The 24,285-nt window shown below is 59.3% G+C and carries 21 protein-coding genes and 1 tRNA gene; 6 read left to right on the forward strand and 16 right to left on the reverse strand.

Annotated elements, in window-relative coordinates:
- Positions 1-175: 175 nt before the first annotated feature.
- From ACA075_RS16245 to ACA075_RS16275, 7 genes are all read right to left on the reverse strand, one after another.
- Positions 176-1,594 (reverse strand): ABC transporter substrate-binding protein, encoded by a 1,419-nt coding sequence (locus ACA075_RS16245; protein WP_497293838.1) that lies wholly within the window; start codon positions 1,592-1,594, stop codon positions 176-178.
- Positions 1,595-1,831: 237 nt separating this feature from the next.
- Positions 1,832-2,077: a 4Fe-4S dicluster domain-containing protein gene (locus ACA075_RS16250; protein WP_109522226.1), complete on the reverse strand. Its 246-nt coding sequence runs from the start codon at positions 2,075-2,077 to the stop codon at positions 1,832-1,834.
- Between the two features lie 25 nt (positions 2,078-2,102).
- Positions 2,103-3,848, reverse strand: coding sequence for a fumarate reductase/succinate dehydrogenase flavoprotein subunit (locus ACA075_RS16255; protein WP_497293840.1), 1,746 nt, complete (start codon positions 3,846-3,848; stop codon positions 2,103-2,105).
- On the reverse strand, positions 3,845-4,597 hold the full coding sequence (locus ACA075_RS16260) for a GntR family transcriptional regulator (RefSeq protein ID WP_403098245.1): 753 nt from the start codon (positions 4,595-4,597) through the stop codon (positions 3,845-3,847). The genes ACA075_RS16255 and ACA075_RS16260 overlap by 4 nt, the downstream gene beginning before the upstream one ends.
- Positions 4,598-4,873: 276 nt before the next feature.
- A complete protein-coding gene (locus ACA075_RS16265; RefSeq protein WP_497293843.1) occupies positions 4,874-5,842 on the reverse strand; it encodes a Gfo/Idh/MocA family protein in 969 nt (322 codons plus the stop codon).
- Between the two features lie 16 nt (positions 5,843-5,858).
- Positions 5,859-6,746: a Dyp-type peroxidase gene (locus tag ACA075_RS16270; protein ID WP_497293845.1), complete on the reverse strand. Its 888-nt coding sequence runs from the start codon at positions 6,744-6,746 to the stop codon at positions 5,859-5,861.
- 205 nt (positions 6,747-6,951) lie between these two features.
- Positions 6,952-8,007, reverse strand: coding sequence for an AraC family transcriptional regulator (locus tag ACA075_RS16275; RefSeq protein ID WP_497293846.1), 1,056 nt, complete (start codon positions 8,005-8,007; stop codon positions 6,952-6,954).
- Positions 8,008-8,213: 206 nt separating this feature from the next.
- Between ACA075_RS16275 and ACA075_RS16280 the strand changes: the two genes are divergently transcribed.
- Positions 8,214-9,158: a SphA family protein gene (locus tag ACA075_RS16280; RefSeq protein WP_497293847.1), complete on the forward strand. Its 945-nt coding sequence runs from the start codon at positions 8,214-8,216 to the stop codon at positions 9,156-9,158.
- Positions 9,159-9,255: 97 nt separating this feature from the next.
- Here ACA075_RS16280 and ACA075_RS16285 read toward each other — a convergent pair whose 3' ends face one another.
- The 3 genes from ACA075_RS16285 to ACA075_RS16295 form a co-directional block, all read right to left on the reverse strand.
- Complete coding sequence (locus ACA075_RS16285; protein ID WP_497299273.1) at positions 9,256-10,464, reverse strand: DSD1 family PLP-dependent enzyme; 1,209 nt, start codon at positions 10,462-10,464, stop codon at positions 9,256-9,258.
- Positions 10,465-10,538: 74 nt separating this feature from the next.
- Positions 10,539-11,867 carry a D-arabinono-1,4-lactone oxidase gene (locus ACA075_RS16290; RefSeq protein ID WP_497299274.1) on the reverse strand — a complete coding sequence of 443 codons (1,329 nt, stop codon included), beginning with the start codon at positions 11,865-11,867 and terminating at the stop codon, positions 10,539-10,541.
- 85 nt (positions 11,868-11,952) lie between these two features.
- Positions 11,953-12,342 (reverse strand): c-type cytochrome, encoded by a 390-nt coding sequence (locus ACA075_RS16295; protein WP_497293849.1) that lies wholly within the window; start codon positions 12,340-12,342, stop codon positions 11,953-11,955.
- 262 nt (positions 12,343-12,604) lie between these two features.
- Here ACA075_RS16295 and ACA075_RS16300 point away from each other — a divergent pair, with 262 nt between their 5' ends.
- Positions 12,605-14,230: an NADP-dependent glyceraldehyde-3-phosphate dehydrogenase gene (locus ACA075_RS16300; RefSeq protein WP_497293850.1), complete on the forward strand. Its 1,626-nt coding sequence runs from the start codon at positions 12,605-12,607 to the stop codon at positions 14,228-14,230.
- A gap of 68 nt (positions 14,231-14,298) precedes the next feature.
- Positions 14,299-15,315 carry an FUSC family protein gene (locus tag ACA075_RS16305; RefSeq protein ID WP_497293852.1) on the forward strand — a complete coding sequence of 339 codons (1,017 nt, stop codon included), beginning with the start codon at positions 14,299-14,301 and terminating at the stop codon, positions 15,313-15,315.
- Between the two features lie 7 nt (positions 15,316-15,322).
- Here ACA075_RS16305 and ACA075_RS16310 read toward each other — a convergent pair whose 3' ends face one another.
- The gene (locus tag ACA075_RS16310; protein WP_497299275.1) at positions 15,323-16,216 is read right to left on the reverse strand and encodes a DMT family transporter; all 894 of its coding nucleotides are present in this window, start codon (positions 16,214-16,216) and stop codon (positions 15,323-15,325) included.
- A gap of 135 nt (positions 16,217-16,351) precedes the next feature.
- Here ACA075_RS16310 and ACA075_RS16315 point away from each other — a divergent pair, with 135 nt between their 5' ends.
- Positions 16,352-16,789, forward strand: a complete 438-nt coding sequence (locus ACA075_RS16315) for an Lrp/AsnC family transcriptional regulator (RefSeq protein WP_010461024.1) — start codon at positions 16,352-16,354, stop codon at positions 16,787-16,789.
- Positions 16,790-16,846: 57 nt separating this feature from the next.
- The gene (locus ACA075_RS16320; RefSeq protein ID WP_497293854.1) at positions 16,847-17,176 is read left to right on the forward strand and encodes a YceK/YidQ family lipoprotein; all 330 of its coding nucleotides are present in this window, start codon (positions 16,847-16,849) and stop codon (positions 17,174-17,176) included.
- A gap of 59 nt (positions 17,177-17,235) precedes the next feature.
- Here the strand turns inward: ACA075_RS16320 and ACA075_RS16325 are convergent, their stop codons facing one another.
- Positions 17,236-17,907: a Bax inhibitor-1/YccA family protein gene (locus ACA075_RS16325; protein WP_008006561.1), complete on the reverse strand. Its 672-nt coding sequence runs from the start codon at positions 17,905-17,907 to the stop codon at positions 17,236-17,238.
- 123 nt (positions 17,908-18,030) lie between these two features.
- On the opposite strand from ACA075_RS16325, the gene ACA075_RS16330 reads away from it, so the two are divergent.
- Positions 18,031-18,118, forward strand: a tRNA-Ser gene (locus ACA075_RS16330).
- Between the two features lie 528 nt (positions 18,119-18,646).
- On the opposite strand, the gene ACA075_RS16335 is transcribed toward ACA075_RS16330, so the two are convergent.
- The 4 genes from ACA075_RS16335 to ACA075_RS16350 form a co-directional block, all read right to left on the reverse strand.
- Positions 18,647-19,966, reverse strand: coding sequence for an outer membrane protein transport protein (locus ACA075_RS16335; protein WP_497293856.1), 1,320 nt, complete (start codon positions 19,964-19,966; stop codon positions 18,647-18,649).
- A gap of 166 nt (positions 19,967-20,132) precedes the next feature.
- Complete coding sequence (locus ACA075_RS16340; protein ID WP_497293857.1) at positions 20,133-22,031, reverse strand: acyl-CoA synthetase; 1,899 nt, start codon at positions 22,029-22,031, stop codon at positions 20,133-20,135.
- Positions 22,031-22,987 (reverse strand): fumarylacetoacetate hydrolase family protein, encoded by a 957-nt coding sequence (locus ACA075_RS16345; RefSeq protein ID WP_497293859.1) that lies wholly within the window; start codon positions 22,985-22,987, stop codon positions 22,031-22,033. Before ACA075_RS16345 ends, ACA075_RS16340 begins: the two co-directional genes overlap by 1 nt.
- Before the next feature lie 175 nt (positions 22,988-23,162).
- A complete protein-coding gene (locus ACA075_RS16350; RefSeq protein WP_497293861.1) occupies positions 23,163-24,254 on the reverse strand; it encodes a VOC family protein in 1,092 nt (363 codons plus the stop codon).
- Between the last annotated feature and the right edge of the window lie 31 nt (positions 24,255-24,285).

Raw genomic sequence — 24,285 nt, forward strand, 5'->3', positions numbered from 1 at the left:
GAGCCTGCTCGCGATGACGGTGGTTCAGTCGACATCGATGCTGAATGTCAGTCCACCATCGCGAGCAGGCTCGCTCCCACAGTTGATCTCTGGTGAATCAGGTATTTGCATCGCCTTCGATTCCTTATGGGAGCGAGCCTGCTCGCTCCCACAAGGGAATTGCGGTGTTTTGGGGTTAGCGGGCGGCGACGGCCTGGGTGGTGGCGTCGGTGAAGTCGAGGACTTTGCCGCCTTGGGCCGTGGCGAATTGTTGGGCTTGGCCTTTGAGCAGGAATGCGCTGAGGCGGCCCTTGGCATCACTGGCAAACCACGCCTGATCCGCAAGCAATTTGATCCCGCTGTCACTCGCCTGGGCATACACGGCGCGGATGTTTTTGCCTTCCTGCTTCAGGCTCGCCAAAGCGGTAAACGCCGCTTCCGCCGAGGCGTACTGCCGGACTTTCGGTTCCCCGCGCACCCAGATCTCGGCCACATGGCTGAAGTCGGTGATGGCTTTACCGCTCAATGCATCCACCGCTTTGAGCGGCGTCTGCCCGTAGTTGGCCAGTTGCGCGGAGTAATCCAGGTTCGACGCCTTGAACGCGGCGCGGATGTATTGGTCATCGATAAAGGTATTGAGATCGAGACCGCGATCCGCCTTTTTCAACAGCTTGAGGGTGTCGATGGCAGTACCGACGGCCTGACGGTATTCGGGTTTCCAGCTGAGGTCACGGGTTTGCACGCCCAGCGGGCCATGGAACAGGTAATTGACCTCGGCATCGACGCCGGTGACCTTGGCGATCAGCTCGCTGTACTTCTCCGGCTCAGCGGCCAGTAACTGGTTGGCTTCGAGGCTTGCGCGCAGGTAGGCAACGACGATTTCCGGGTATTTTTTCGCGTAGCTCTGATCGACCAGTGCGCCATGAAAAGTCGGTGCGCCCGCCTGGGAACCGTCATAGATCTTGCGAGCGAAACCACGGCTGGGGAACAGTTCGGCGAACGGCACGAAGTCAGCGTGGGCGTCGATTTTGCCGGCCTGCAATGCCGAGCCGGCGACTTCCGGCGGCTGGGCGATGATGTTCACGTCTTTGAGCGGATCCCAGCCTTGCGCCGCCACGGCCCGCAACAACATGCCATGAGCTGTCGAGGCGAATGGCACGGAAATGGTCTTGCCCTTGAGCTCCGCCAGGGACTGCACGCCCGACGCGCTCGGCACCACGATGCCATTGCCGCTGCCCTTGATGCTGCCCGACAGCACGCTGATGAACAGGCTGTGCTTGCCGGCGGTTTCGAACGCCACGCCGTTGAACGAACCTGGGAAATCAGCCATGGCGCCGAAGTCGAGTTTGCCGGCGACCATCTCGTTGGTCAGCGGCGCGCCACTGGTGAAGTTTTTCCACTCGACTTCGTACTGGGCGTCCTTGTACTGGCCGTCGTGGGGCAGGTATTTGTCCAGCAGGCCTAGTTCGCGAATCAACAGACCGCCGGCGGCGCAGTTGATCGTGGTGTCCTGGGTGCCGATGGCAATGCGGATGGTTTCGGCCGAGGCCGACAGGGTGAATGAAGCCAGTACCAGACCGGCAAATGCGGCACGCAGCAATGTTGGCAAAGACATGGTGAATCCCCTCGAATCATTTATAGGATGTTCGTCTCCGCCACGATCAAGGCGTGGTGGGAAACGAGGGGTGTTGGGTGAATCCAGCGTCCGGTGTTTCCGGATGGCTTTGGGTTGTCTCAGCGGGCCTCATCGCTGGCAGGCCAGCTCCCACAAGGTTCTCTGTTGCCAGCGAAATCGGTGTCCCACTGCAAATACCTGTAGGAGCGAGGCTTGCCCGCGAAGGCGTCCTGTCAGTCACCGCAGTAAATAAGGGATTTCGACTTTCACGGCACCAGTGGGGCAGTCCTTTTCACACGGCATGCAGTACCAGCATTCGTCAAAGGCCATGTAGGCCTTTTGCGTGGCCGGGTTGATCGCCAGCAGGTCCATCGGGCAGACGTCGACGCACACGGTGCAGCCTTTGTGGGCGATGCAAAGGTCTTCATCGACCGTGACCGGTGCGTTGGAGCGGAAGAAGATTTCCTGGGGTTGGTAGGTCATTTCACGGTTCTCTCTTTTGTAATACTCAGGCCGCAAAAGCGCCGACCCGCAGCCGGTCGTAGGCCTGCATTTCTTCGGCGTCGAGCAGGATGATGTAAGGCTCGACGGCTTTCTTGAAACTGGTCATCGATCCGTCGTCACCCTTTTTCAGGTGGCAATGGCAGAACCAGTCGCTATCGTTGCGTTGCGGATGATCGACCCGATAGTGGTAAAGCCCCCAGCGACTTTCAGCGCGAAACAAGGACGCGCGGGCGGCCATTTCGGCGCAGTCGCGGATCATGCTGACTTCCATGGCGCGCATCAGTTCGTGGGCGTTGTGGGCCTTGATCTGATCCAGGTCGCGCTGGATATCGCTGAAGCGTTGCAGGCCGATTTGCATCTTCTTGGTCACTTTCGGCGGTTGCAGGTAGTCGTTCACAAAACGCCGCAGCTTGTATTCCACTTGCGCGGGCGGCAGGCCGTGTTCGCGATCCAGTGGCGCGTAGACCCTCAGTTTTTCCGTTTCGATCTGCCGGGCATCGACCGCTGAAAACTCGCGACCGACGACAAAATCCGCCGCGTTGGTGCCGGCAAACCAGCCATAAGTAAACGCACCGAGCATGTAGTTGTGCGGCACCGCCGCCATGTCACCCGCCGAGTACAAGCCCTTGACCGAGGTTTCGGCCTTCTCGTTGACCCATACGCCGGACGCCGAATGACCGCTACAAAAGCCGATTTCCGAGATGTGCATCTCGACCATCTGCGTGCGGTAGTCGGTGCCGCGATTGGCGTGAAACTGGCCGCGACTCGGGCGTTCGTTGCTATGCAAAATCTCTTCGATGTTCTGGATGGTTTCCTCGGCCAGGTGATCGAGCTTGAGGAACACCGGGCCGTTGCCACTTTCGAGTTCCTGGTGGAACTCCCACATCATCTGCCCGCTCCAGTAATCGCACTCGATGAAGCGTTCGCCCTTGTTGTTGGCGGTGTAGCCGCCCAACGGGCCGGTGACGTAGGCGCAGGCCGGGCCGTTGTAATCCTTGATCAACGGGTTGATCTGGAAGCATTCGAGGTTCGCCAGTTCGGCGCCAGCGTGATAGGCCATCGCGTAGCCGTCGCCGGCGTTGGTCGGGTTTTCATAGGTGCCCATCAGGTAACCGGATGACGGCAGGCCCAGACGTCCGGCCGCGCCGCAACACAGAATTACGGCTTTGGCCTTGATCACATGGAAATCGGCGGTTCGGCAGTCGAAGCCCATCACGCCGTTGACCACGCCCTCTTCGTCCGTCAGCAATCGCGTGCAAACCAGCCGATTGGTGATGCTGACCCGCGCCCGCTTCAACTGGCGGTACAACACTTTCTTGATGTCGTGCCCCTCCGGCATCGGCAACACGTAGGCGCCCATGTGGTGGACCTTTTTCACCGCGTAGTCGCCGGTTTCGTCCTTCTCGAACTTCACGCCCCAGCGGTCCAGCTGCTCGATAGTTTCGAAGCTGTGGGTCGCGTAGGCATAGACGGCGGCCTGATTGACGATGCCGTCGTTGGCGATGGTGATTTCCTTGGTGTACTGCTCCGGTGTCGAGTGGCCGGGAATGATCGCGTTGTTCAAGCCGTCCATGCCCATGCTGATCGCGCCGCTGCGCTTGACGTTGGCCTTGTCGATCAGCAACACGCGCAGTTCACGGTTGCGCTCCTTGGCCTTGATCGCCGCCATCGGGCCGGCGGTGCCGCCGCCGATCACGACGATGTCGTATTCCTGCTCCAGAGTACTTCTGGATATTGAGCTGTGCGTCATGCCTGATCCCCTTTTTGCCGATCGATCCGCAAACGGTACTGGAAGGCATCGCCGCGGTAGTAAAGGTGTTCGAAGTCCACGGGTAGGCCGGCGGCATCGTGGGTCAGGCGCTCGATGCGCATGATCGGCGAACCGGCTTCGACGTTCAGCGCCTGGGTCAGGTCGCTGTCGGCCAGCACGGCGTCGATGGCCAGATCGGCATGACCGAGGGCCAGGCCGCAGTCGTTTTCGAGGATCAGAAAGATGTCGCGGGTGACCAGGTCAGCCTTCTCCAGCCGTTCGCCGATGGCTTTGGGCAGGTAGGTGATTTCCAGTGAGATCGGTTCCCGATTGATCAGCCGCACGCGTTTGATCTGCGCCACGGTCTCGCCTTCGGCCACCTGCAATCGCTCGGCAACGAGCTTGTCGGCCGGGATGAATTTGAAGCTGCGCAGGCGATTGATCACCTCGTAGCCGCGACCGGTCATGGACTCGGCGAGGCCTTGCAGGGTGCTGACGTTCTGAAAGGTTTTCGGCTTGGCAACGAAGGTGCCCTTGCCGTGAATCTTGAAGATCAGCCCTTCCTTTTGCAGATCGCCCAAGGCCTGGCGCACGGTGATGCGGCTGACTTTGAACAGTGCGCCGAGTTCGCTTTCGGAGGGCATCTGACTGTCTTGAGGGTATTCGCCGTCGAGGATGCGGGCACGCAGCACATCGCGCAGTTGCGTGTGCAGCGGGATGCTGCTGAGGGATAGAACGTTATCAGTCATGGCAGATCACTTGTTATAACGAGTTATGACGTGATCTTAGAGAGGCCATGCAGGCATTGAGAAATACTGATTAAGCATAAGGTTAGAGCTGAGTGCGGATGGTGCACTGTGCGATGGGCATCGATGCCCCTTGTGGCGAGGGAGCTTGCTCCCGCTGGGGTGCGAAGCAGCCCCAATAACTCACCTGACACACCGCATGCGCCGATTTACGACGGCTACGCAGCCGAGCGGGAGCAAGCTCCCTCGCCACAAAAGCAGCCTTGCGTAGCGCATGGCTTATGTGCGCTTGAGGATCTGGTCCATCACCCAGTCGGTTTTCAGCGCGTGTTCGGCCACCGCCGGATGCTGCGCTTCGCCACGGATGTGCGCATTCATGCCCAGCACGTGATGCCACTGGATGTGCTCGTGATGCTCGACGTGCAGGCTCAGATGTTCATCGGCTTCAAGTTGCACCGGGTGCTCATCGAACACCGAAAAACTGATCCGGCCCTTGCTGCCGATCAGCTCGACCCTATCTTCGCGGCGGTCGGCGACGAAGTTCCAGCAGCCCATGCCCAGGGCCCCCGACGCAAACCGCCAACTGGCGCTGACGGCGTCTTCGGCGGCATACAAACCGGCCTGCCGCGCAGTGAAACCGGTGACCTCGACGATGTCCCCGAGCAAATACTGAAACAGATCGAAGCCATGACTGGCCAGGTCGGCGAAGTAGCCGCCACCGGCAATCACCGGGTCGGTGCGCCAATTGTAGGCGCCACCCAGATCGTTCGGCGAAGGCGCTTTGGTCAGCGTCCAGGACAGATGCCGCACCTCGCCGATCCGCCCTTCCTCCAACCACCGCCGCACTTGTTGAAAGCGCGGCAGCGAGCGTCGGTAATAGGAAACGAACAGGTGCAATCCAGCGTCGGCAAAGACCTTTTGCATCTCACGGCTTTGCCCGGCATTCAGCGACATCGGTTTTTCGACGCAACAATGTTTACCGGCCGCGGCGACCAGCAAGCTGTACCCGTGGTGGCTGTCGGGTGGCGTGGCGATGTACACCGCGTCCACCTCGGGATCATTGATCAGCGCTTGCGCGTCGGTGTAAATCCGGGCGATGCCGTGGCGTGCGGCGTAGTCGGTCACCGCGTCCAGACGCCGCCCCATCACCGCCACCAGCGCCGAACCGGGGGCCTTGTAAAAGGCCGGCCCACTCTTGCGTTCGGCGACACTGCCACAACCGATCATGCCCCAGCGCACTACGTCCATGTTCTCTCCTTGATCCTTAGCCGATGCGCAAGGCGCGCAGGTCCAGATGACCGTCCTTGAGTGGCGGGCACCAGTAGTAACCTCCGGTGATCGGGCGGCTGATGCGGTACAAACCGTCGGTGATGCCGTCTTCCAGCCCGCTCATTCGCCGCAGCTGGGCTTCGAAGGCGTCGAGGGAAAAACCGAACGCCAGGAACATCAGGCCGGCGCGATCCCCTTCGATCCACGGCATCGAGCGACGGACCACGAACGCCTCGGGGGCGAAGCTTTCCTGGGCGGTGCGTTTGACGTGGGCGGAAATCGGCGCGTCATCGAGTTCTTCGTTATCGCTCAAGCGACGGCCCATGATGTTGTCCTTTTCATGGGACGGCATCGCGTGGAAGCCCTTCAGGTCATGCTGCCATTGCTGGATCGCGGCAAAGCTGCCACCAACCAGGCCTTCAGCGCCCTCGCCCAACAGCGCGGCGGCCACGGCGGCTTCGTCGTGCGGGTTTTCGGTGCCGTCTTCGTAGCCGGTCAGGTCGTGGCCGGTCATGTGGCGGAAGGTTTCGTTCATCTGCACCAGGCGCAGGGCCGGCGCCAGCGCGGCTTCGATGGCGTTGCTGCGATTGAGCAGTTCACCGCGGTCGACGCCATGCAGCCAGCACCAGAGCGCGTGCTGAGTCGACGGGTTGTCGACGCCAACCCCGGTCAGCGCCGGAAACGGTCGCAGACCATCGATCTGCGCGTGCAGCGCCTTGACCAGCGATTCACCAAAGCCGACCACCGCCGATTTCCCATCCACCAGTTGCATCAAGTTGTCGAGCGCGGCCGGCAATGCTTCGGCGGACTCGAGGGCGAAGAACATATGACGGGCTTGAGGCGGAACGGGGGTGGCGAGAATGCCCGGCTGGTAGTAACTCATATGAACTCCTTGAAAAAGAGCGTGGAGTTTAACCGGGGATGAGCCTTTGTGTGCACTCCCTGTAGCAGCTGCCGAGTAGCGCGAGGCGGCGTTTCGGCGGCGAAGCCGTCGTGAAACCATGCACTGCGGTGTGTCAGGAAAACCTCAAGCACAGGATTTACGACGGCTGCGCCGCCGAACGCAGCCTCGCGCTGCTCGGCAGCTGCTACAGGGGGGTTGTCGTTAGTGAGTGTGGGGATTCATTGCGAAACGCGCTCGGGCTCATGCCGGTCCAGCGCTTGAAGGCCCGGCGAAAGCTGCGCACGTCGCTGTAGCCGACTTCTTCGGTAATGCGCTCGATGGACAAGTCGGGGTTGGCCAGCAGGCTCAGGGTGCGGGCCTGGCGTACTTGCTCCAGCAGCGTTTCGAACGTCAGCGCATGTTCGGTCAGGCGGCGGCGCAAGGTGCGGCTGCTCATGTTCAGGTCGCCGGCGATCTTCTCGATGTGACTGCCCTCGGTCAGGTCCCGTGATATCGCCCGCTCGACAGCCTGGATCAAGTCCATCTTGCGGTGAACCTGTGCCGCTTCCAGCTCAAGCAATTTGACCGCCTGACGCAGCGCCAGGGAATGGTGATTGGGCAGGCGCACGTCCAGCCAATGGGCGGCGATCACCATGCGGTTTTGCCGGCAACCGAAACGCACGTCCGGCCCCAACAGACGCTGGTATTCGCTGAGGTAGTCCGGGGCGGCGTGCATAAACTCCACCGCCACCGGCTTGAAATCGGCCCCCACCAGCGCCCGACCGTACACCAACAGGCTGGCGAAAAACTCCTCGACCGCGAACAACTGCACGTCGGCGAACGGCAAGCGGCATTCGACGTCGACAAACACCCGATCGCCCGCCTCCTCCACGCTCGACACCACGATGCCGCCCGAGGTGTGCTGATGCCGAATGCCCAGCGCAAAGGCATCGCGCAGGGTCCTGCACAACGACAGCACATGGCCGAGCAACCCGAGCGTGCCCAGCACATTCTGCGCGCCCACCCATAAACCCAGCCCCTGATTGGGTAAGACTTTCAGGGCGCGCTGAATCATGGCCACGGCTTGCCGATAGGAAATGCGTTGCGCTGGGTCTTGAAGGTCTTCAAGGGTAAAACCCAGGCCTCGGCAAAGGCTGTCGGGGTTGACGCCATTTTGCTCGGCGACTTCGGCCAGGGTTTGCAGCAGAAATGGCGACACCAGCGCCAATTCAAAGGTGGGATCGATGACTTTCATCTGCATGGGGCTGACATTCCGGATCAGGCTGCATTCTTATTTTTGTTACCGGTTATGTCGAAGGAAGTTAGCACAGGGTTTAAACGCTGTCCGCAGAAGTCCCCCTAATGGCCGCCAATACCCTGCCCTGTATGGCGCAGACCGCTTATTTCTATGTTGCGGCCTGCGTGTGGCCGCCGGTTCGCCCGCTAACAATAATAATGAGTACACACATGAACCCGACCCGCACGACATTCCCCCTGTTGGTCATCGGCCTGGCCGGCGTCTGCGCGCTTCAAGCGGCACTGGCCACCGAGGCCGGCGTGGACAACATCGGCACCGGCACCGATGGCTTTTCCATGCTGCCGCTGGAGGTCGACAGCCTTCCGGACAACATGGTTGCGTTCAACCTCTACTACAACCATTACAAGTCCAGGAAGCTGAACATCAGTTCGCTGGGCGGCAAGGTGCCGAATGTCGAGATCGAATCCACGGCGGTCATTCCGCGCCTGGACTACCTCAGCCCGGTGCGGGTGTTCGGCGGGCGGCTGGCGGGCTACATCGCGCAGCCGTGGCTGAAACAGGAAGTCGCGGTGTTCGGCTTGCAGGACACCCGCGAAGGCATGGGCGACACTACCATCGCGCCGATCATTCTCTGGGACATGGGCAAGAACCTGACCCTCGGCGCCGCCGTGGAAATCACCGTGCCCACCGGCGAGTACAGCGTCGATCGGCTGGCCAACACCAGCAACAATTTCTACACCTACAAACCGCTGTTTTCCTTCACTTGGTTGCCGACGGAAAGAACCGAGGTGTCGATGAAAACCACTTACAGCTTCAACGAGAAAAACAAGGACACCGATTACAAGTCGGGGCAGATTTTTCACTTCGATTATTCAGCGAGTTACAAGATCACCGACAACCTGATGCTGGGGCTGAACGGCTATTACTTGAAGCAGACCACCGACGACAAGCAGTTCGGCAGGACCGTGCAGTTCAACGGTGAGGATGTGAATGACGGCGTGCGTGGGCAAGTGTTTGCAATCGGGCCGGCGCTGCACCTGACCTTCTTGAAGTACGCCAGCGCGGAAATCCGCTGGGCCAAGGAGTTCGATGTGGAGAATCGGCCGGAGGGCGAGATGCTGTGGGCGAAGGTCAGTATCCCGTATGCGTTTTGACGGCCCATCGCGGGCAAGCCCGCTCCCACAGGTTCAGCATCATCCTTGTGGGAGCGGGCTTGCCCGCGATGGCGATCGCACGGACACCTGACATTTGTCAGGTGTACACCGGCCAGGTATCCACAATCCGCCCACCCCGAACCGCCAACAAATCCCCAAACTGCAACAACACAGACTCGGCCTGGGTCGGCCGCAAAAACACCTGATCCTCAACCCTGAGCCCCACCGCCGCCGAGCCATTCACCATTTCCTGGTTCGAGCTGCGCCCATATACCCCATTACTCTGCAACCCCGACGGCGACTCAAACTCCGCCATCCAGTGACCGCCGTAGATAAAGAACGTCTCGCGCTGGTTAACGTCCCACCACGAAAACAACCTCGACTTGTCATCCAGCGCCGGAATGTTCACCGCACCGGTGCTCTTCAACACCGGCGTGGCGATAAACGCCGCCGGCACATGCTCCACCAGCGACGGCAAATCGTAGTGCGTCGGCTTGAGCATTGCTGTGCCCACCGACACTTCGCTGCTCAAGCTTTCCTGCTCGTGCATGCGATAACTCGGGCTACCGGCGGTATTGAGCGTCAACCCGTCACGCCACAGCCCCGGGTATTGCTGACGGGTGAAGTCGACACAGCGTTGGTAAATCACCATGACCTTGGCGAACAGCTCCTCTGGCGTCCCCAATATCCCGGGCACGCCCATGCCCACGAACGGGTCGTAGCCCATGAACCCGGCGAACTCCAGGTGCTGTGGGTTCGCGCTGATCAGCGTCAGCATCTGCCCGAGCGCCGCCAGATCAGCCACGCCGCCGCGATGCAAGCCCACGTCCAGCTCGATGTTGACTCGCAAGCGCGTGCCCAGCGCCTTGGCCATTGCCAGGTATTGCTGCAAACGCTCCGGCGTATCGAGCAGCCATTGCAATTGCTTCGACGGGTCGAACGGTCCGGTATGGGATGTGTAAAACAACTCGGCCGAACGCACCGGCAGCGGCTTGCCCAACAAAATGTCAGCCTGGGGGAACTGCACCGCGTCATGGTTGAGAAACGGCTGATGAAACGACATCAAGCGCTGGGTGCCGGCGCGTTTGGCGATGTAGCTCAGCAGTCCCGGTGCCGGCAGTGATTTCTCCACGAGGCGCAGGTGCTTGCCACCGCGCTTCACCGACAGCATCACCACGTCGATGTTGTGATCCAGCCGGTCCAGATCGATCAGCATCACCGGCCGCATCGGGCCGTAGGCCTTGAGTTCATCGTTGAGGGCGCGGAAATAGTCGCTATACGGCCCGCCCCGATCGCCCGGTCGCACCAGCGCGCCAACACCCGCAAGCAAAGCGCCGACACCGACGGTCCCGAGCAGAAAGTTACGACGATTGACGGCCATCAGCTCACCCCCAGAATCGACGACAAATGCGCGTTGAGAAATTTGCCGCTGGGGTCGAGTTCCTGGCGAACCTGGATGAATTCCTGCCAGCGCGGATACAACGGCTGCAGGTTTTTCCCGTTGAGCGTGTGCAACTTGCCCCAATGTGGCCGGCCGTTGTACTTCCAGAAAATCGGCTCGATGGCGGCGAAGAAGTTGTGATGATCCATCTGGTAATGCTGATGGACCGAGATCGAGCAACTGTCGCGGCCTTCAAACATGCTCAGTGGAATGTCATCGGCTTTGACGTAGCGGTACTCGATGGGAAACCAGGTGCGCAGGTCCTTGTCCTGAATCAGCTTCAGAATCTCGCGCAAACAGGCCGGGCCATGCTCCGCAGGCACTGAATATTCCATTTCGTTGAAGCGCACTGTGCGCACATTGGCGTAGATGTCGAACGAGTCGCCCACCCGGTCATCGAAACTGGCCAGGTGACGCAGATTGTTGAGCAGGGTACGGCGCAGGTCGGGGAAGTCGCTGGCGTATTTGTCGATCTTCTCGATCAGCGTCACGAACTCGTTGCCGCCCTCTTCATCCGGCGGGATCGGCGGTGTGGCCGGGTCGGTGGTTTCGTTGAGGGCGATGGACAAGGCGTAGTCGGAATGGGTCACCACGAGCATTTCCCAGTGCTGGTTTTCCTGGGTGTTTTTGTCGAGGTCTTCCAGCAGCTCTTCGGTCTTGGCGATCCACTGGCGCTCTCGCAAGCGATACGCCGGACGGTTTTGCAGCCGCACTTTAGTGGCCACGCCGAGCGCGCCGAGCGAGACCCGCGCCGCGCTGAAGACTTCAGGATGGCGTGTGCTGTCGCAGTCCAGGACTTCGCCATTGGCGCTCACCAGTTGCAGGCCGCAGACGTGGGCCGAATAGGATTGAAAGTTTTTACCGGTGCCGTGGGTCGAGGTAGCAATCGCCCCGGCCAGGGTCTGGTAATCGATATCGGCCATGTTTTGCAGCGCCTGGCCGATGTCCTTGAGCGGCGCGCCCATGCGTGACATCGGTGTGCCGGCAGCGAACTCGGCTTGCAGGGTTTGGGCGTCGTGATCGAGCAGCCCGGTGAAATAGCTCAGGGACAGCAACGTACCGTCGGTGGGCACCAGCGCGCTGAAGGAATGCGCCGAGCCGACCGGACGAACCTTGCCCGGGGCCTGGCGGATAACCTGGGTCAGTTCGTCCAGGCTCTTGGGCGCCAGCCGCGCCGCCGGCAGGCAACTCTGGCCGCCGGACCAGTTGCGCCAGGGAATCAGCCGTGGTGCGCGCAGGAGTTCGGCCAACGCAGGGGTTGAGCCCAGCGCGGTCAAGGCGCCAATGACGCTCGCCCGTTGCAACAACTGACGCCGTGTCAGGTCCATCGTCATGAATCGCACCCTGCCGTTCTTATTGTGGGATGGGCTGGCCGGACATAAAGGCGATCAGCGCCAGGAACTCTTCCTGCGAACACTGCATGCACATCCCCATCGGCGGCATGCCGTTGTAGCCGTTGATCGCGTGGTCGAGCAGCGTGTCGGCGCCTTGCTGCACCCGTGGCTCCCAGGCTTTTTGGTCGCCGGTCAAAGGGGCGCCGGCCGCCGGGTTGGCGTGGCAGAGCTTGCAGCTGTTGTCGTAGACCTGCGCCAGTGCGCCGTCAGCAGGCATGGCGGCGGCCGCTGCGTTGTGTGCGGCCGGGCTTTTCGGCTCATCGCCACAACCGCTGAGCAGCGCGGCGAAGACGCCGCCCACCAACGCCAAACAAAGGCTAGGCTTTTCAGAGACTCGACTGGCCCGCATGTTGTCCTCTCGTGTGGCGTCCCTCGCGGGAGCACCTTTTTTATTGTGATCAGGTACAGGCCAACACTAAGGCACCGACGTGGACGGGTTGAGGGCATTGGGGGCCAACAAGGGGGGCATCTGAGGCCATGACCGAAGGTGCCGGCCGTTCCACGATCGAAAACCCTGAACCGCCGAACGATGAGATGAGTCATGACAAGCGAGGCCGAGGTCTGCTAAAACGATTCATCAGTTCATCACCCAATCCAGACGGGGTAGCGACATGACCACAGCACATATCCTTGGCAACCTGTTTCCCGACTCAAGCGACATTCCGGAAAAATACCGCCTCGACGGTCAGACCGAGCAGCGTGAATACCTGGTCGACGGCGAACTGAAAACCTGGTCCGGCCCCCTCGCCCAAGTCCGCAGCCCGGTGTACCTGACCGGCGAAAATGGCGACGAACAAGTGATCCTTGGCAGCACGCCGCTGCTCGACGCAGAAACCGCATTGACCGCGCTGGACGCCGCCGTCCGCGCCTATGACCGGGGCCAGGGTTTGTGGCCGACCATGCGCGTGGCCGAACGCATCCAGCACGTCGAAACGTTTTTGGGCCATATGCGCGAACAGCGTGAGGCGGTGGTCAAGCTGCTGATGTGGGAAATCGGCAAAAACCTCAAGGACTCGGAGAAGGAGTTCGACCGTACTTGCGATTACATCGTCGACACCATCAACGCCCTCAAGGAACTCGACCGCCGCTCCAGTCGCTTCGAGCTGGAACAGGACACACTCGGGCAAATCCGCCGCGTTCCACTGGGCGTCGCCCTGTGCATGGGCCCCTACAACTACCCGCTGAACGAAACCTTCACCACGCTGATTCCGGCACTGATCATGGGCAACACCGTGGTGTTCAAACCGGCCAAGCTGGGCGTGCTGTTGATACGGCCGCTGCTGGAAGCCTTCCGCGACAGCTTCCCGGCCGGGGTGATCAACGTGATCTACGGCAGCGGCCGCGAGACCGTCAGCGCGCTGATGGCCAGCGGCAAGATCGATATCTTTGCGTTTATCGGCACCAACAAAGCCGCCAGCGACCTGAAAAAACTCCACCCCAAACCACACCGTTTGCGCGCGGCGCTGGGCCTGGACGCGAAGAACCCGGGCATTGTGTTGCCGGAAGTCGATCTGGACAATGCGGTCAACGAAGCGGTGACCGGCTCGCTGTCGTTCAACGGCCAGCGTTGCACCGCGCTGAAAATCCTTTTCGTCCATGAAGACGTGGTCGAGTCGTTCATCGAGAAATTCAACGCCAAACTGGCCACTCTGAAACCGGGTATGCCATGGGAAAGTGGTGTTTCGCTGACGCCGCTGCCGGAAGCGAGCAAGGTGGATTACCTGCACTCGCTGGTCGCGGACGCGGTCAGCAAAGGTGCCAAGGTGGTCAATCCAAATGGCGGTGAAGCACGTGCGTCGTTCTTCTACCCGGCGGTGCTGTTCCCGGTGACGCCGCAAATGCGCGTCTACCAGGAAGAACAATTCGGCCCGGTGGTGCCGATCGTGCCTTACAAGCATCTCGACACGGTGATCGATTACGTCCTGGAATCGGACTTTGGCCAGCAATTGAGTATCTTCGGCACTAACCCGGTGGCGGTCGGTCGACTGGTGGACACCTTTGCCAACCAGGTCGGCCGGATCAACCTCAACGCCCAGTGCCAACGCGGGCCTGACACCTATCCGTTCAATGGCCGCAAGAACTCCGCCGAAGGCACATTGTCGGTGCATGATGCGTTGCGGGTGTTTTCGATCAGGACGCTGGTGGCGACCAAGTTCCAGGAATCCAACAAGGAACTCATCAGCGAGATCATCAGCGGACGCAGTTCGAGCTTCCTGACCACCGATTACATCTTCTGAGGACACCGAGCCTGAACACGTTCAGAGCCCATCGACTGCCACCGCTGCTGCGCCGGTTACTGCGTCCGTTGCTGGACCCGTATCGGCGCTATCGCTACGCCAAGCTGATCCACGCGGTCCGCGTGTCGCTGGGCTTGCTGGCATCGATCATCCTGACCACCGGCATCAACCTGCCCCACGGTGAGTGGGCGTCGGTGACGATGCTGGTGGTGATCGGCGGTTTGCAGCACCACGGCAACATCGGCAAAAAAGCCACCGAGCGCGCCATCGGCACGTTGATCGGTGCCGCAATCGGCCTGCTGCTGGTGGCGCAACAGACCTGGCTCGGGATGCCTTGGCTGACCTATTTTGTGATGTCGGTGGTGTGCGGGTTTTTCTCGTATCACGCCATCGGCAAGGGCGGTTACACCGCGCTGCTGGCGGGGATCACGGTGTTTATTGTCGCCGGGCATGGCGACAACCCGATCTCCGACGGGCTGTGGCGCGCTGTGGACATTCTGATTGGCGTGGCCCTGGCCCTGGCCTTTTCTTTCGCCCTGCCGTCGTATGCGGTTTTTTCCTGGCGCTATAACCTGGCCAACTCGCTGCGCGATTGTGCGACGATTTATGGACGCATCATTGATGGTCAGTCCGTCTCCGATGACGAACACCTGAAGCGGATGAATCGCCTGAACGCGGCGATGGTGCAATTGCGCTCGCTGATGCCGTCGGTGTCCAAGGAAGTGAAGATTTCCATGACCGAACTCGATGCAATTCAGCGGCATTTGCGGATGTGCGTCAGCACCCTGGAAATCCTAGGCAACACCCGGCCGGATGCCAAGGATGGCGACGCCATGGCGCATCTGCAATCGAGTTTCAAAGCCGAACACCGGCAGATTCGCGTGCAGCTGGTCGGCATGGCCCGGGCGCTGAAAACCGGCGCGGTGCAGCGGCTCAGTCGCCCCATCGATTTGCCGGTTGATTCAAGTCTTGAAGCACCGCTCTACAACCCGCTGGGCTACCAATTGTTGATACGCCAGTTCGCTTCGAACATCGACGAGATGCGCCAGCGACTGGCAAAGACCGCGCCGCGCTGGAACATCTGACGCCCGCTTATTGAGTCACTGCCCGACGAGACTTCAAGCCCCAGCCCTGTTGCATGCCTGCGGCGGCCAGCAGAATCGCGGCAACGCCGATCCACTGCAGCGGCTCCAGGCGATGACCGAAGGCAAACCAGTCAACGAAAATCGCCGCAATCGGGTAAATGAAAGACAACGCCCCGGTCAATGCCGTCGGCAGTTTTTGAATCGCGCCGTACAGCAGCACATACATCACGCCGGTGTGGACGATGCCCAGTGTCACCAGGCTGGCCCAGGCACTGGGGGCTTGCGGCAACGCTGAAAAGTGCGCGAAAGGTGCGAGCAGCAGCACCCCCGTGCTGACCTGGATCAGGGCAATCAAATGCGGTGGCGTGCCGGTCAGGTGTTTGATGATCAGTGCTGCAATCGCATACAGGAACGCCGCCCCCAAGGCCAGACCGATGCCCATCAGGTAATCGTTACCCCCTGCGCCCTGCTCGCCATGAGCGCTGACAATGGCCAGCATCCCGAGAAACGAAATGCCCAGCCAGAACAGCTTTTTCAGGGTGATCTTCTCGCCCAGAAACAAAGCCGCCAACCCGACCAGCATGAACGGCTGGACGTTATAAACCGCCGTGCCGATGGCAATCGAGGCACGGGAGTAAGAGGCGAACAACAGCACCCAGTTGCCGACAATCGCAACCCCGCTGAGCACTGCCAACAGGAAAGTGGTGCGGGTCAGAATGCCCGGACGCAGGAAGCCGAATGCCGCGCAGATCAACAACAGCGTGCCGGCGCCAAACACGCACCGCCAGAACACCACGTCCAGCACGGGCTGCCCGGAGACCAGCACGAACCAACCGATGGTCCCGGAAATCAGCATGGCGGCAGTCATTTCGAATGAACCGCGACGTATGTTTTTGTCCATCATCAGACTCCTGTGATTGAGGCAAAATTATGCCAATCCGTCCAAGGACATCTCCAGCGCAAAAAGCAGGCTAAACTCGGTTTCTGCCTTTTTTATCAAGGCGTATTCTGTCAACTGCCTAACAGGGGATTTGCCATGACCGACGACATCGACCAAGTGCTCATCACCGCATTAATGGACGACTCACGCCGCTCGCTCAAGGCATTGGCGCAGATCAGCGGCCTGTCCTCCCCCAGCGTCGCTGAACGCCTGCGCCGACTCGAAGAGCGTGGAGTGCTTAAAGGTTACACCGTCGAAATCGACCCCAAGTGCTTTGGTTATCAACTTCAGGCCATCGTGCGGATCCGCCCGTTGCCGGGCCAGTTGCAGGAAGTCGAACGGCAGATTCAGGCCATCCCCGAATTCACCGAGTGCGACAAAGTCACCGGCGATGACTGCTTCATCGCCCGCCTGCATGTACGCTCGATGGAACAACTGGACACCCTGCTCGATCGCCTCAACACCCACGCTGAAACCAACACCGCGATCGTCAAGAAAACCCCGGTCAAACGTCGCTTGCCACCGATGGCGTGAGTGCGATTTTGATTCGAAACGCGTAAATTGACTGTTTTCCGGCGAAGGATTGGCGGTATGAAAACTCAGGCAATATTACTCGCGGCGCTGATGCTCTCGGGTTGCGGCACGATACAAACAGTGATTCGCGGTGACGAAGTGGCGGCGAAGGGTCTCAAGGATCAAAAAAGTTACTGCGGCGCCGTTCCGCGAATCTACAGTGGCGTGACCTACGATTTTTGCACGCTCAATGCGCCTCTTGAAAAAGGTCGGGATGCGCAGGTGCATGACAATGCTCCGGCCATCGTCCTGATCGACGTGGTCATTTCCGGCGCTCTCGATACCTTGCTTCTGCCCTATACCATTTACCGCCAGCAGGCCGATGGCAGCATTGTCATCACTGAATAATCCCGAATTTCAGGCAATAAAAAACCCGCCTGAGCGGGTTTTTTACTTAAAGCCTGCGATTAATCATCGCGGCTCATGATGCCGAACAGCTGCAACAAGCTGACGAACAGGTTGTAAATCGATACATACAGGCTGATGGTCGCCATGATGTAGTTACGCTCGCCGCCGTGAATGATGGCGCTGGTCTGGAACAGAATGCAGACCGAGGAGAACAGCACGAAACCTGCGCTGATCGCCAGTTGCAGACCGCTGATCTGGAAGAAGAAGCTCGCCAGCGTCGCACCCAGCAGCACGAAGAAGCCTGCCGTGATGAAACCACCGAGGAAACTCATATCCTTGCGGGTGATCAGCACGTAAGCCGACAGACCACCGAACACCAGCGCAGTCATTGCGAAAGCCGAACTGACGACTTCAGCGCCGCCCTGCATGCCCAGGTAGCGGTTGAGGATCGGGCCGAGCAGAAAACCCATGAAACCGGTCAGGGCAAATGCCGACACCAAGCCCCAGGCCGAGTCACGGAGCTTGTTGGTGAGGAAGAAAAGCCCGTAGAAGCCGATCAGCACCACGAAAATGTTCGGGTAGCCGACACGCATCTGCTGAGCAACGAACGCCATCACGCCGCTGAATGCGAGGGTGAGAGCGAGCAAGCCGTATGTATTGCGCAGGACGCGGCTAACCTCTAGCTGCTCAGCCTGCACGCTGTTATTAACTGCGTAATCCTGTTCGCGCATGGCGACACTCCTGTTGGTTTGAAACGTTCAGTCGCAAAGATCATAACAGACGCTCTGTAACAAGCCATGCAGAGAGTTTGACAGTGTGTTTCATTCAGGTATTATGGCGCCCGCAACGCAAACGGAGGTGTGGCCGAGTGGTTTAAGGCAACGGTCTTGAAAACCGTCGACTGTAACAGGTCCATGAGTTCGAATCCCATCGCCTCCGCCATATTTGTACCGATAGAGCCCTGATTATTCAGGGCTTTGTCGTTTCCGGAACTCGCGATTTTTAGTCTTCCCTTTCTGGATCGTTTCCGCATCTTTTCGGTCATTTCCGCAACCCTACCCTTTCGACATCACTGGTTCGACCTCGACACGCAGGTGGATGTGGCTGTCTTCAACAGGCGGCACAGCCAAAAGTGGACGGTGGACACGGTGATGGCAAATGGATAGCTTCGTTCGAGGGCTGCAGTCCGGTGGCGCCGTCCCGAACCCGCGAAACGCGAGTTCGGGGTCTTCCCAATCGCCACGGATAGCGGCGACCTTCAGACAGGCGCAGAGATAAAGCAGAGACCCTCTTGTGGAGAGTGCACCGACAGCAAGGAGCTTGGTAAAGCGCCTCGATTGGTCATGGCTACTAACGCCGTGGAACGCGTAGCGTCCGCCCCCTGTAAAAAGCACCCAAAGCAGGTTCAATTATGGGCGCTGAAAAAACTACTCAATCAGTTCGTAGTGGAAATCCTCTGGAACAAATCGATTAGTACCGATAGGTTGCCTGCACAGAAAACCCATTCGCGCTATTGTTGTAATTGGCGCTGTATTGCGGTTGAAGACCGGAGTTGTCCGGTTGCTTTACCGAGACTTTGGAATCCCAGAGATAACCGTAAGCAAAGTCTATCGTCAGATCGGAACTCGGCGAATAAGCGCCACCCAAGGTCACGGCCTGGCGATTCCCAACCGGTATGCGCACGCTGCGATCGGCATTCCTGATGGGCGACGGATCATAGGCGTAGCCTGCGCGCAGCAGCCATTGCTGGTTCAATTGATAAGAGGCGCCAACGGCGGTGCTCCAGGTGTCACGCCAATTCATTTCTTCGATCACCGTTCCCATGCCAGCCGCCTGCCCCACGGGAGAAAGACCGCTGTTGACGGCCTCGACCTTCTTGATCCGGCTCCAACGTTTCCAGGTGGTTCCCAGGTATCCCGTCCAGCGACTATTGAAATGATGGGTAATAGACGTGTCCACGGATTCTGGCATCGTGAGGTCTATCTTGTTGTCATACTTTCCGTCCAGCGGGATGACGCTCGGGGAGCCAGAAACTTCAGTATGCCCTTCGAGCTCATAGTCCACCTTCGAGTGATAGTTAATCCCCCAACTGGTTGCCTCAGTAAAGTCAACCAGGATGCCTACGTTGTAGCCAAGTGCCGTGTCATCGCCTTTGATGGTGACCAGTGTGTCCTCGCCGTTGTTCAAGGCGCCGGTGGCCAGGTAATTCTGAAGCTTTGCATTGAAACGGTTTATGGTCGGTCCGCCGCCAATGGACACGTAATCATTGATCCGCCAGGCAATGGTGGGCTGCAGGGTTACTTCCTTGGTCGTGCTATAGGAACCATGGTAGCGGCCCTGAAAAGAGCTCTCGTAATCATTGATCAGACCACTTGGCGCATAGAGGCCAAGTCCAATCGAAAAACGATAATCAAGTGGCGTCGACATATAAGCAAAGGGCACAACCCCCAGCGGTACCGAGTCCCCTTTATTCGTTCCTGAGGCACTGCTCTGCCCATCACTGATGTCATCGCTCACTGAGACGACCGCGGCCCCGCCTGAAATTTCAGCGCGCTTCAACTTGGTCAAACCTGCGGGATTTCCAAAGATGGTGCTCGCGTCCAGCGCGGAAGATGACCTTCCCGCATAAGCAGTTCCCGCACTGCTTGCACTTTGTTCGTTTAACGCAATGCCATTGGCGCTTGCAATGGTAGAGGCGCTGAGTAGTGCGATGGCACTGCTGAATTCAATCCAGACTGCACACTTACGCTGAGTAGAAACACTCGGGATCACACGGCTATTCAGTTTCATTTTCCACCTCATGTTTATTGTTTTTGTTGATTGCACCAGGCAAGGCTTCGCCTTTCCGTGCACTTTTCAGTGCCGGTTGGAGTGGATCGATGTTGTGTAAAGCGCCCTGGCTAAACAGCGCCAGGGCATGACTGCCGGACTTACAGATTGCGAATCAGGAACTCAATTAAATCCACTCGACTTGAAAGCTGTAACGCCCCAAGAGCGGAGCCAGGAATTCCTGGCCCGTTCCGGCCCTGACACAGGCCACCTGCCCGCGACGATTGTCCTGCACGACTTCAACGGCAATATCCGAAAGCCCCAGACGTTCCACTTCCTGCTGGACTACTTTGGCAATCTCCCGCTGCTGCAACGCGGGCTTGAATATCTTGCCCACGGCAGTCAGTGGCAATGCATCGAGGATTTCAATGCGCTTGGGAACGGCTGCCCGCTCGCTGATGTTCTTATGAGCGAACGCCTCAAGTTCTTCGGCGCTGCAAACCTGCCCGGGGCGCAGCTGAACATAGGCGACCGGCACCTCGCCCGAGTAGGCATCGGGGCTGCCGATTGCAGCGGCCAGGGCGACAGCGGGATGCGCCTGAAGCGCTTCCTCGATTTGCTTGGGATCGATGTTGTGGCCGCCGCGGATGATCAACTCCTTCTTGCGTCCGGTCAGCCAGAAATAACCCTGTGCATCCTGGCGACCCAAATCGCCCGTATTCAGCCAGCGCTGACCGTCGATACCGATCCAGAGGCCCTGGTTATGACGCTCCTCCAGATAACCCTCGAAGAGGTTCGGTCCACTGATCGTGATGAGGCCGATCTCATCCACGTTGGCGTCGCGCAGGTACTCTCCGGAATCATTGAGCACGACCGCGCGCATATTCTGGTAGGCGAGCCGTATCCCAATGGAGCCGATACGACGCTCGCCATAGGGTGGATTGATTGAGGAAACGCAGGCGCCCTCGGTAAGACCATAACCTTCAAGAATCTTTACCCCGGTACGGCGCTCGAATTCCCGGAAGAGCTCAGCCGGCATGGGTGCGGCGCCACAGATTGCATAGCGAAGACTGGACAGGTCACGGCCCTGCCATTCATTTTGCAGAAGCGCGGCATAGACAGTTGGCACGCCGGAAAAGAGGTTGATACCGAAGTGCTCGACCATCTCCCAGAATCGTGGGATCACGCCCTCTCCACGATAGCCCTGAGGCGTCCCGAGGATCACATGGTCGCCTTGAGTCCAAGGCATCAGTCCAGTCACCAGTTGGCCATTGACATGAAATAGCGGCAGGCCACAAAACATAACCTGGACTCCACTGCGTGGCTGCATGTGAGCGTCGATGGCCCATGCGTCGAATACTTCAGAGCCATGGGTACGCGCGGCAATCTTGGGGAGCCCGGTTGTGCCGCCCGTACAGATGTAGGAGGAGCACTCATCCTGACGGATTTGCCGACCGCTCTTGAGGTGTGTGTGCGGCTGCGTATTCATCAGCGATTGCCAATCGTGGATCGCGATACCACTGTGTAAGTCTCGCTCCTTCAGTGCCACGGTTTTAAGAGCCCCACGCAAAGATTCGGCGACATAGGGTTCCATGCTGACCCAGACAACAGACTTGACCTTGGGTAACTGATCCAGCTGCGAAGCCAGTTTGGGCCACAGATCGCTGCCTGGAGTCGGCGCGAGTGTCACCACCACGGATACCTTTGCGGCATTCAGCAAGCCTGCCATCTGCTTGGCCTCAAGCAGAGGATTGATCGCCATGACGATTCCCGCCGCCTCCCCGCCCCATATCGTGAAATGGGTTTCTGGCAGATTGGGCAAAACAAAGGCAATCACCTCGCCCGGTTTTATGCCCAGGTCATCGAAGGCATTTGCCGCGCGGGTGATATCAGCGAAGAGCTGGGAGTAGTTCCACTCGTGGGTGCGCTGGAAATCGGCGGCATCGGCGAAGAAGCTTAACGCCGGTGCCTGGGGGGTGCGCTCGGCCGCCTGACGCAGCGCTTCATAGGTGCTGCAAGCCAGACCACGCTCCGACAAGGGCACTCGTTCGAGACTTTCGATGTCGTTCAGGGTCCGCACAACCATCAGGCTTCCCCCACGACTCGGTTGCGTTGCACGCCGAGATCGATCACACCGTCGGCGCTGCGAATACGCGCCTCGACCACGTCACCGGCCTTGAGGTACTGCGTCCGGCCTTCCTGCGCCTTGAGGAAAAGCTTCCACTTGGTAGCTTCTGGCAAAAGGGCTGCAATGCGCATTTTGCCAGGCGAAGGGATCGTTAGAGCGCAGCCCGCAGGCGTACCGGTGGCGATCAGGTCTCCAACGTCGAGATCTTGCAAGGCGGAGAGTTCGGTCAGGGTTTCAGCGGGACCGTAAACCAGGTTGGCCGTGCTGTCGTTCTGTCGTACCTGGTCGTTGACCGTCAGCTTCAGCTGCAGTGCTTTGAGGTAATGAATGTTCGTGGCATCCAGCAGACAGAGGTATGGGCCGACCGGGCCAAACGTGCGGAAGCTTTTGCCCTTGTAGAACTGCATCTGGGGAATCTGAATGTCACGCGCCGAGTAGTCGTTGACAATGACAACGCCGGCGATGAACTCATGCAGATTGGCGTCGGTGACAGAAACAGCGCCTGTGATCGCGCGTTTCATCACCAGCCCCAGTTCAATTTCGTAGTCGAGAAAACGCACGGTGCGCGGTTTGATCAGGTCGCTGTCGGCTGCCACCAGGCAACTCGTCGCCTTGGTGAAGATCATGTTGAATTTCTTCGCATCAGGGTCCATGCCTGACTCGATCATGTGCTGACGGTAATTGGCACCCTGGCAGACAAACTGCTGGTTACGGGTCAACGGCGACAGCAGTTTTACTTCGCCCGCCTCCAACTCCGAACCTTTCAGTTGAGCGAGGTCGTCGAGACTGTTCTGGCTAATGAAGTCACCGGTGGTTTCGAAAGCACCAGGGACAACTGTGATACGGCCCTGGCGAAGCACGCCCCAGTGGATACCGTTCTGATATTCAAAGCGGACTACGTGTACAGCAGACATTGAAGGTACTCCTGGAGCGGCGTTTGTCCCGCGTTCGGTGGCGCGAGAACTGTGGTGTTGTTCTGAGGGCGGGCTGGCAACGGTGTAGACCCACGCACCGCCAGCAATCAAAGCGCCGGCTTTAAGCACGTCCCGCCGGCCAAAGCGGGTTGAGTTGTCCGACATGGCGGCAGCTCTACCCGAACATCCGCATGAGTGTTACCAACTTTCGGATGGTCAGGTCCGGGCTGCGTCGCAGGTTGCGGATCAGCAGCAGCACATTGGTCAGGGACAACTTGGGTTTGGTAAAACTCTTGGGCATGCGCTGCCCCCACTGCGCCATTGCCTCGGGGCTCACCGGATGAATGCCCGTAGGCCGGGTGGCCGTGAAAATATCGCCGTCGCAGTAATGCTCGTGCTTGTCGCCCCACGGGTCTTGCCAGTAATCGAAGATCTGACTGCCCAGAATGTGCCGGCCGATGCCCCATGAGTGTTCCCAACCCCGCTCCCGCAGGACGCGCTGCCCCATACCCACGGCGTCTGCATCGACGACTTCATAGGCGCTATGGCTGTAGGTGGCCATGAACCCTTGCGCAATCGCGAGCGCATGGTGATCTGCGGGAATGTCACCGAGATCAAGGCGCATGAAGGTGACGATAGGCGTGCCGTCGGGGAGTACCTGCACATCGCTGGGAATAAACCCGAAATGCTGCGTGTACCAGGCGCAGGTCGCTTGATAGTCGGCCACTTCAATGACGATGTGGCCTAGTTTGAGTACTTCAGGGGGAGCGTTCGGCGGACGCTGCGTGGCGTTGATTCGTGGTTGCTCGTGAGCCAGATTCCAGTTCAAAGGAGCTCTATGCGACAGAGGTTTGCCCGGGGTCTGGTCACAGACGGCTTCCACAATGAAACCGGAAGGATCAGTCAGCCTGACGCAATACCCTTTGCCGGGATGTGCCGATTTCTCGACCGATGACGCACCCGGGATTCGAGTGAGCTTTTCCAGTTCGTCCAGGGACTGCACGGCAAGTCCGAACCCGATGAAACGTGCCTGTTCGGCCCGTTGGACACGGTAACAATAGGCAGTGGCGTCGGTGGCCCGCAGATAGAGCGTATCGGCCTCCTGCCGGCTTACCGTCAGGCCGAAGTCAGTCAGGAAACGCGCCGCCGCATTCAAGTCCGGCCGTTGGAAGATCAGGTGAGTCAGGCCCTGGGCCTTCACCGTCGGCTGCGGATGCCGGGCGGGCTGTTGCGTCGCCAACCGGTGCAATTCAATTTTGTTGTTCATTGTTCTTGTTTTCCGGTTTTTTAGGGCAAAG

Source organism: Pseudomonas sp. LBUM1663 (genome assembly GCF_059695905.1).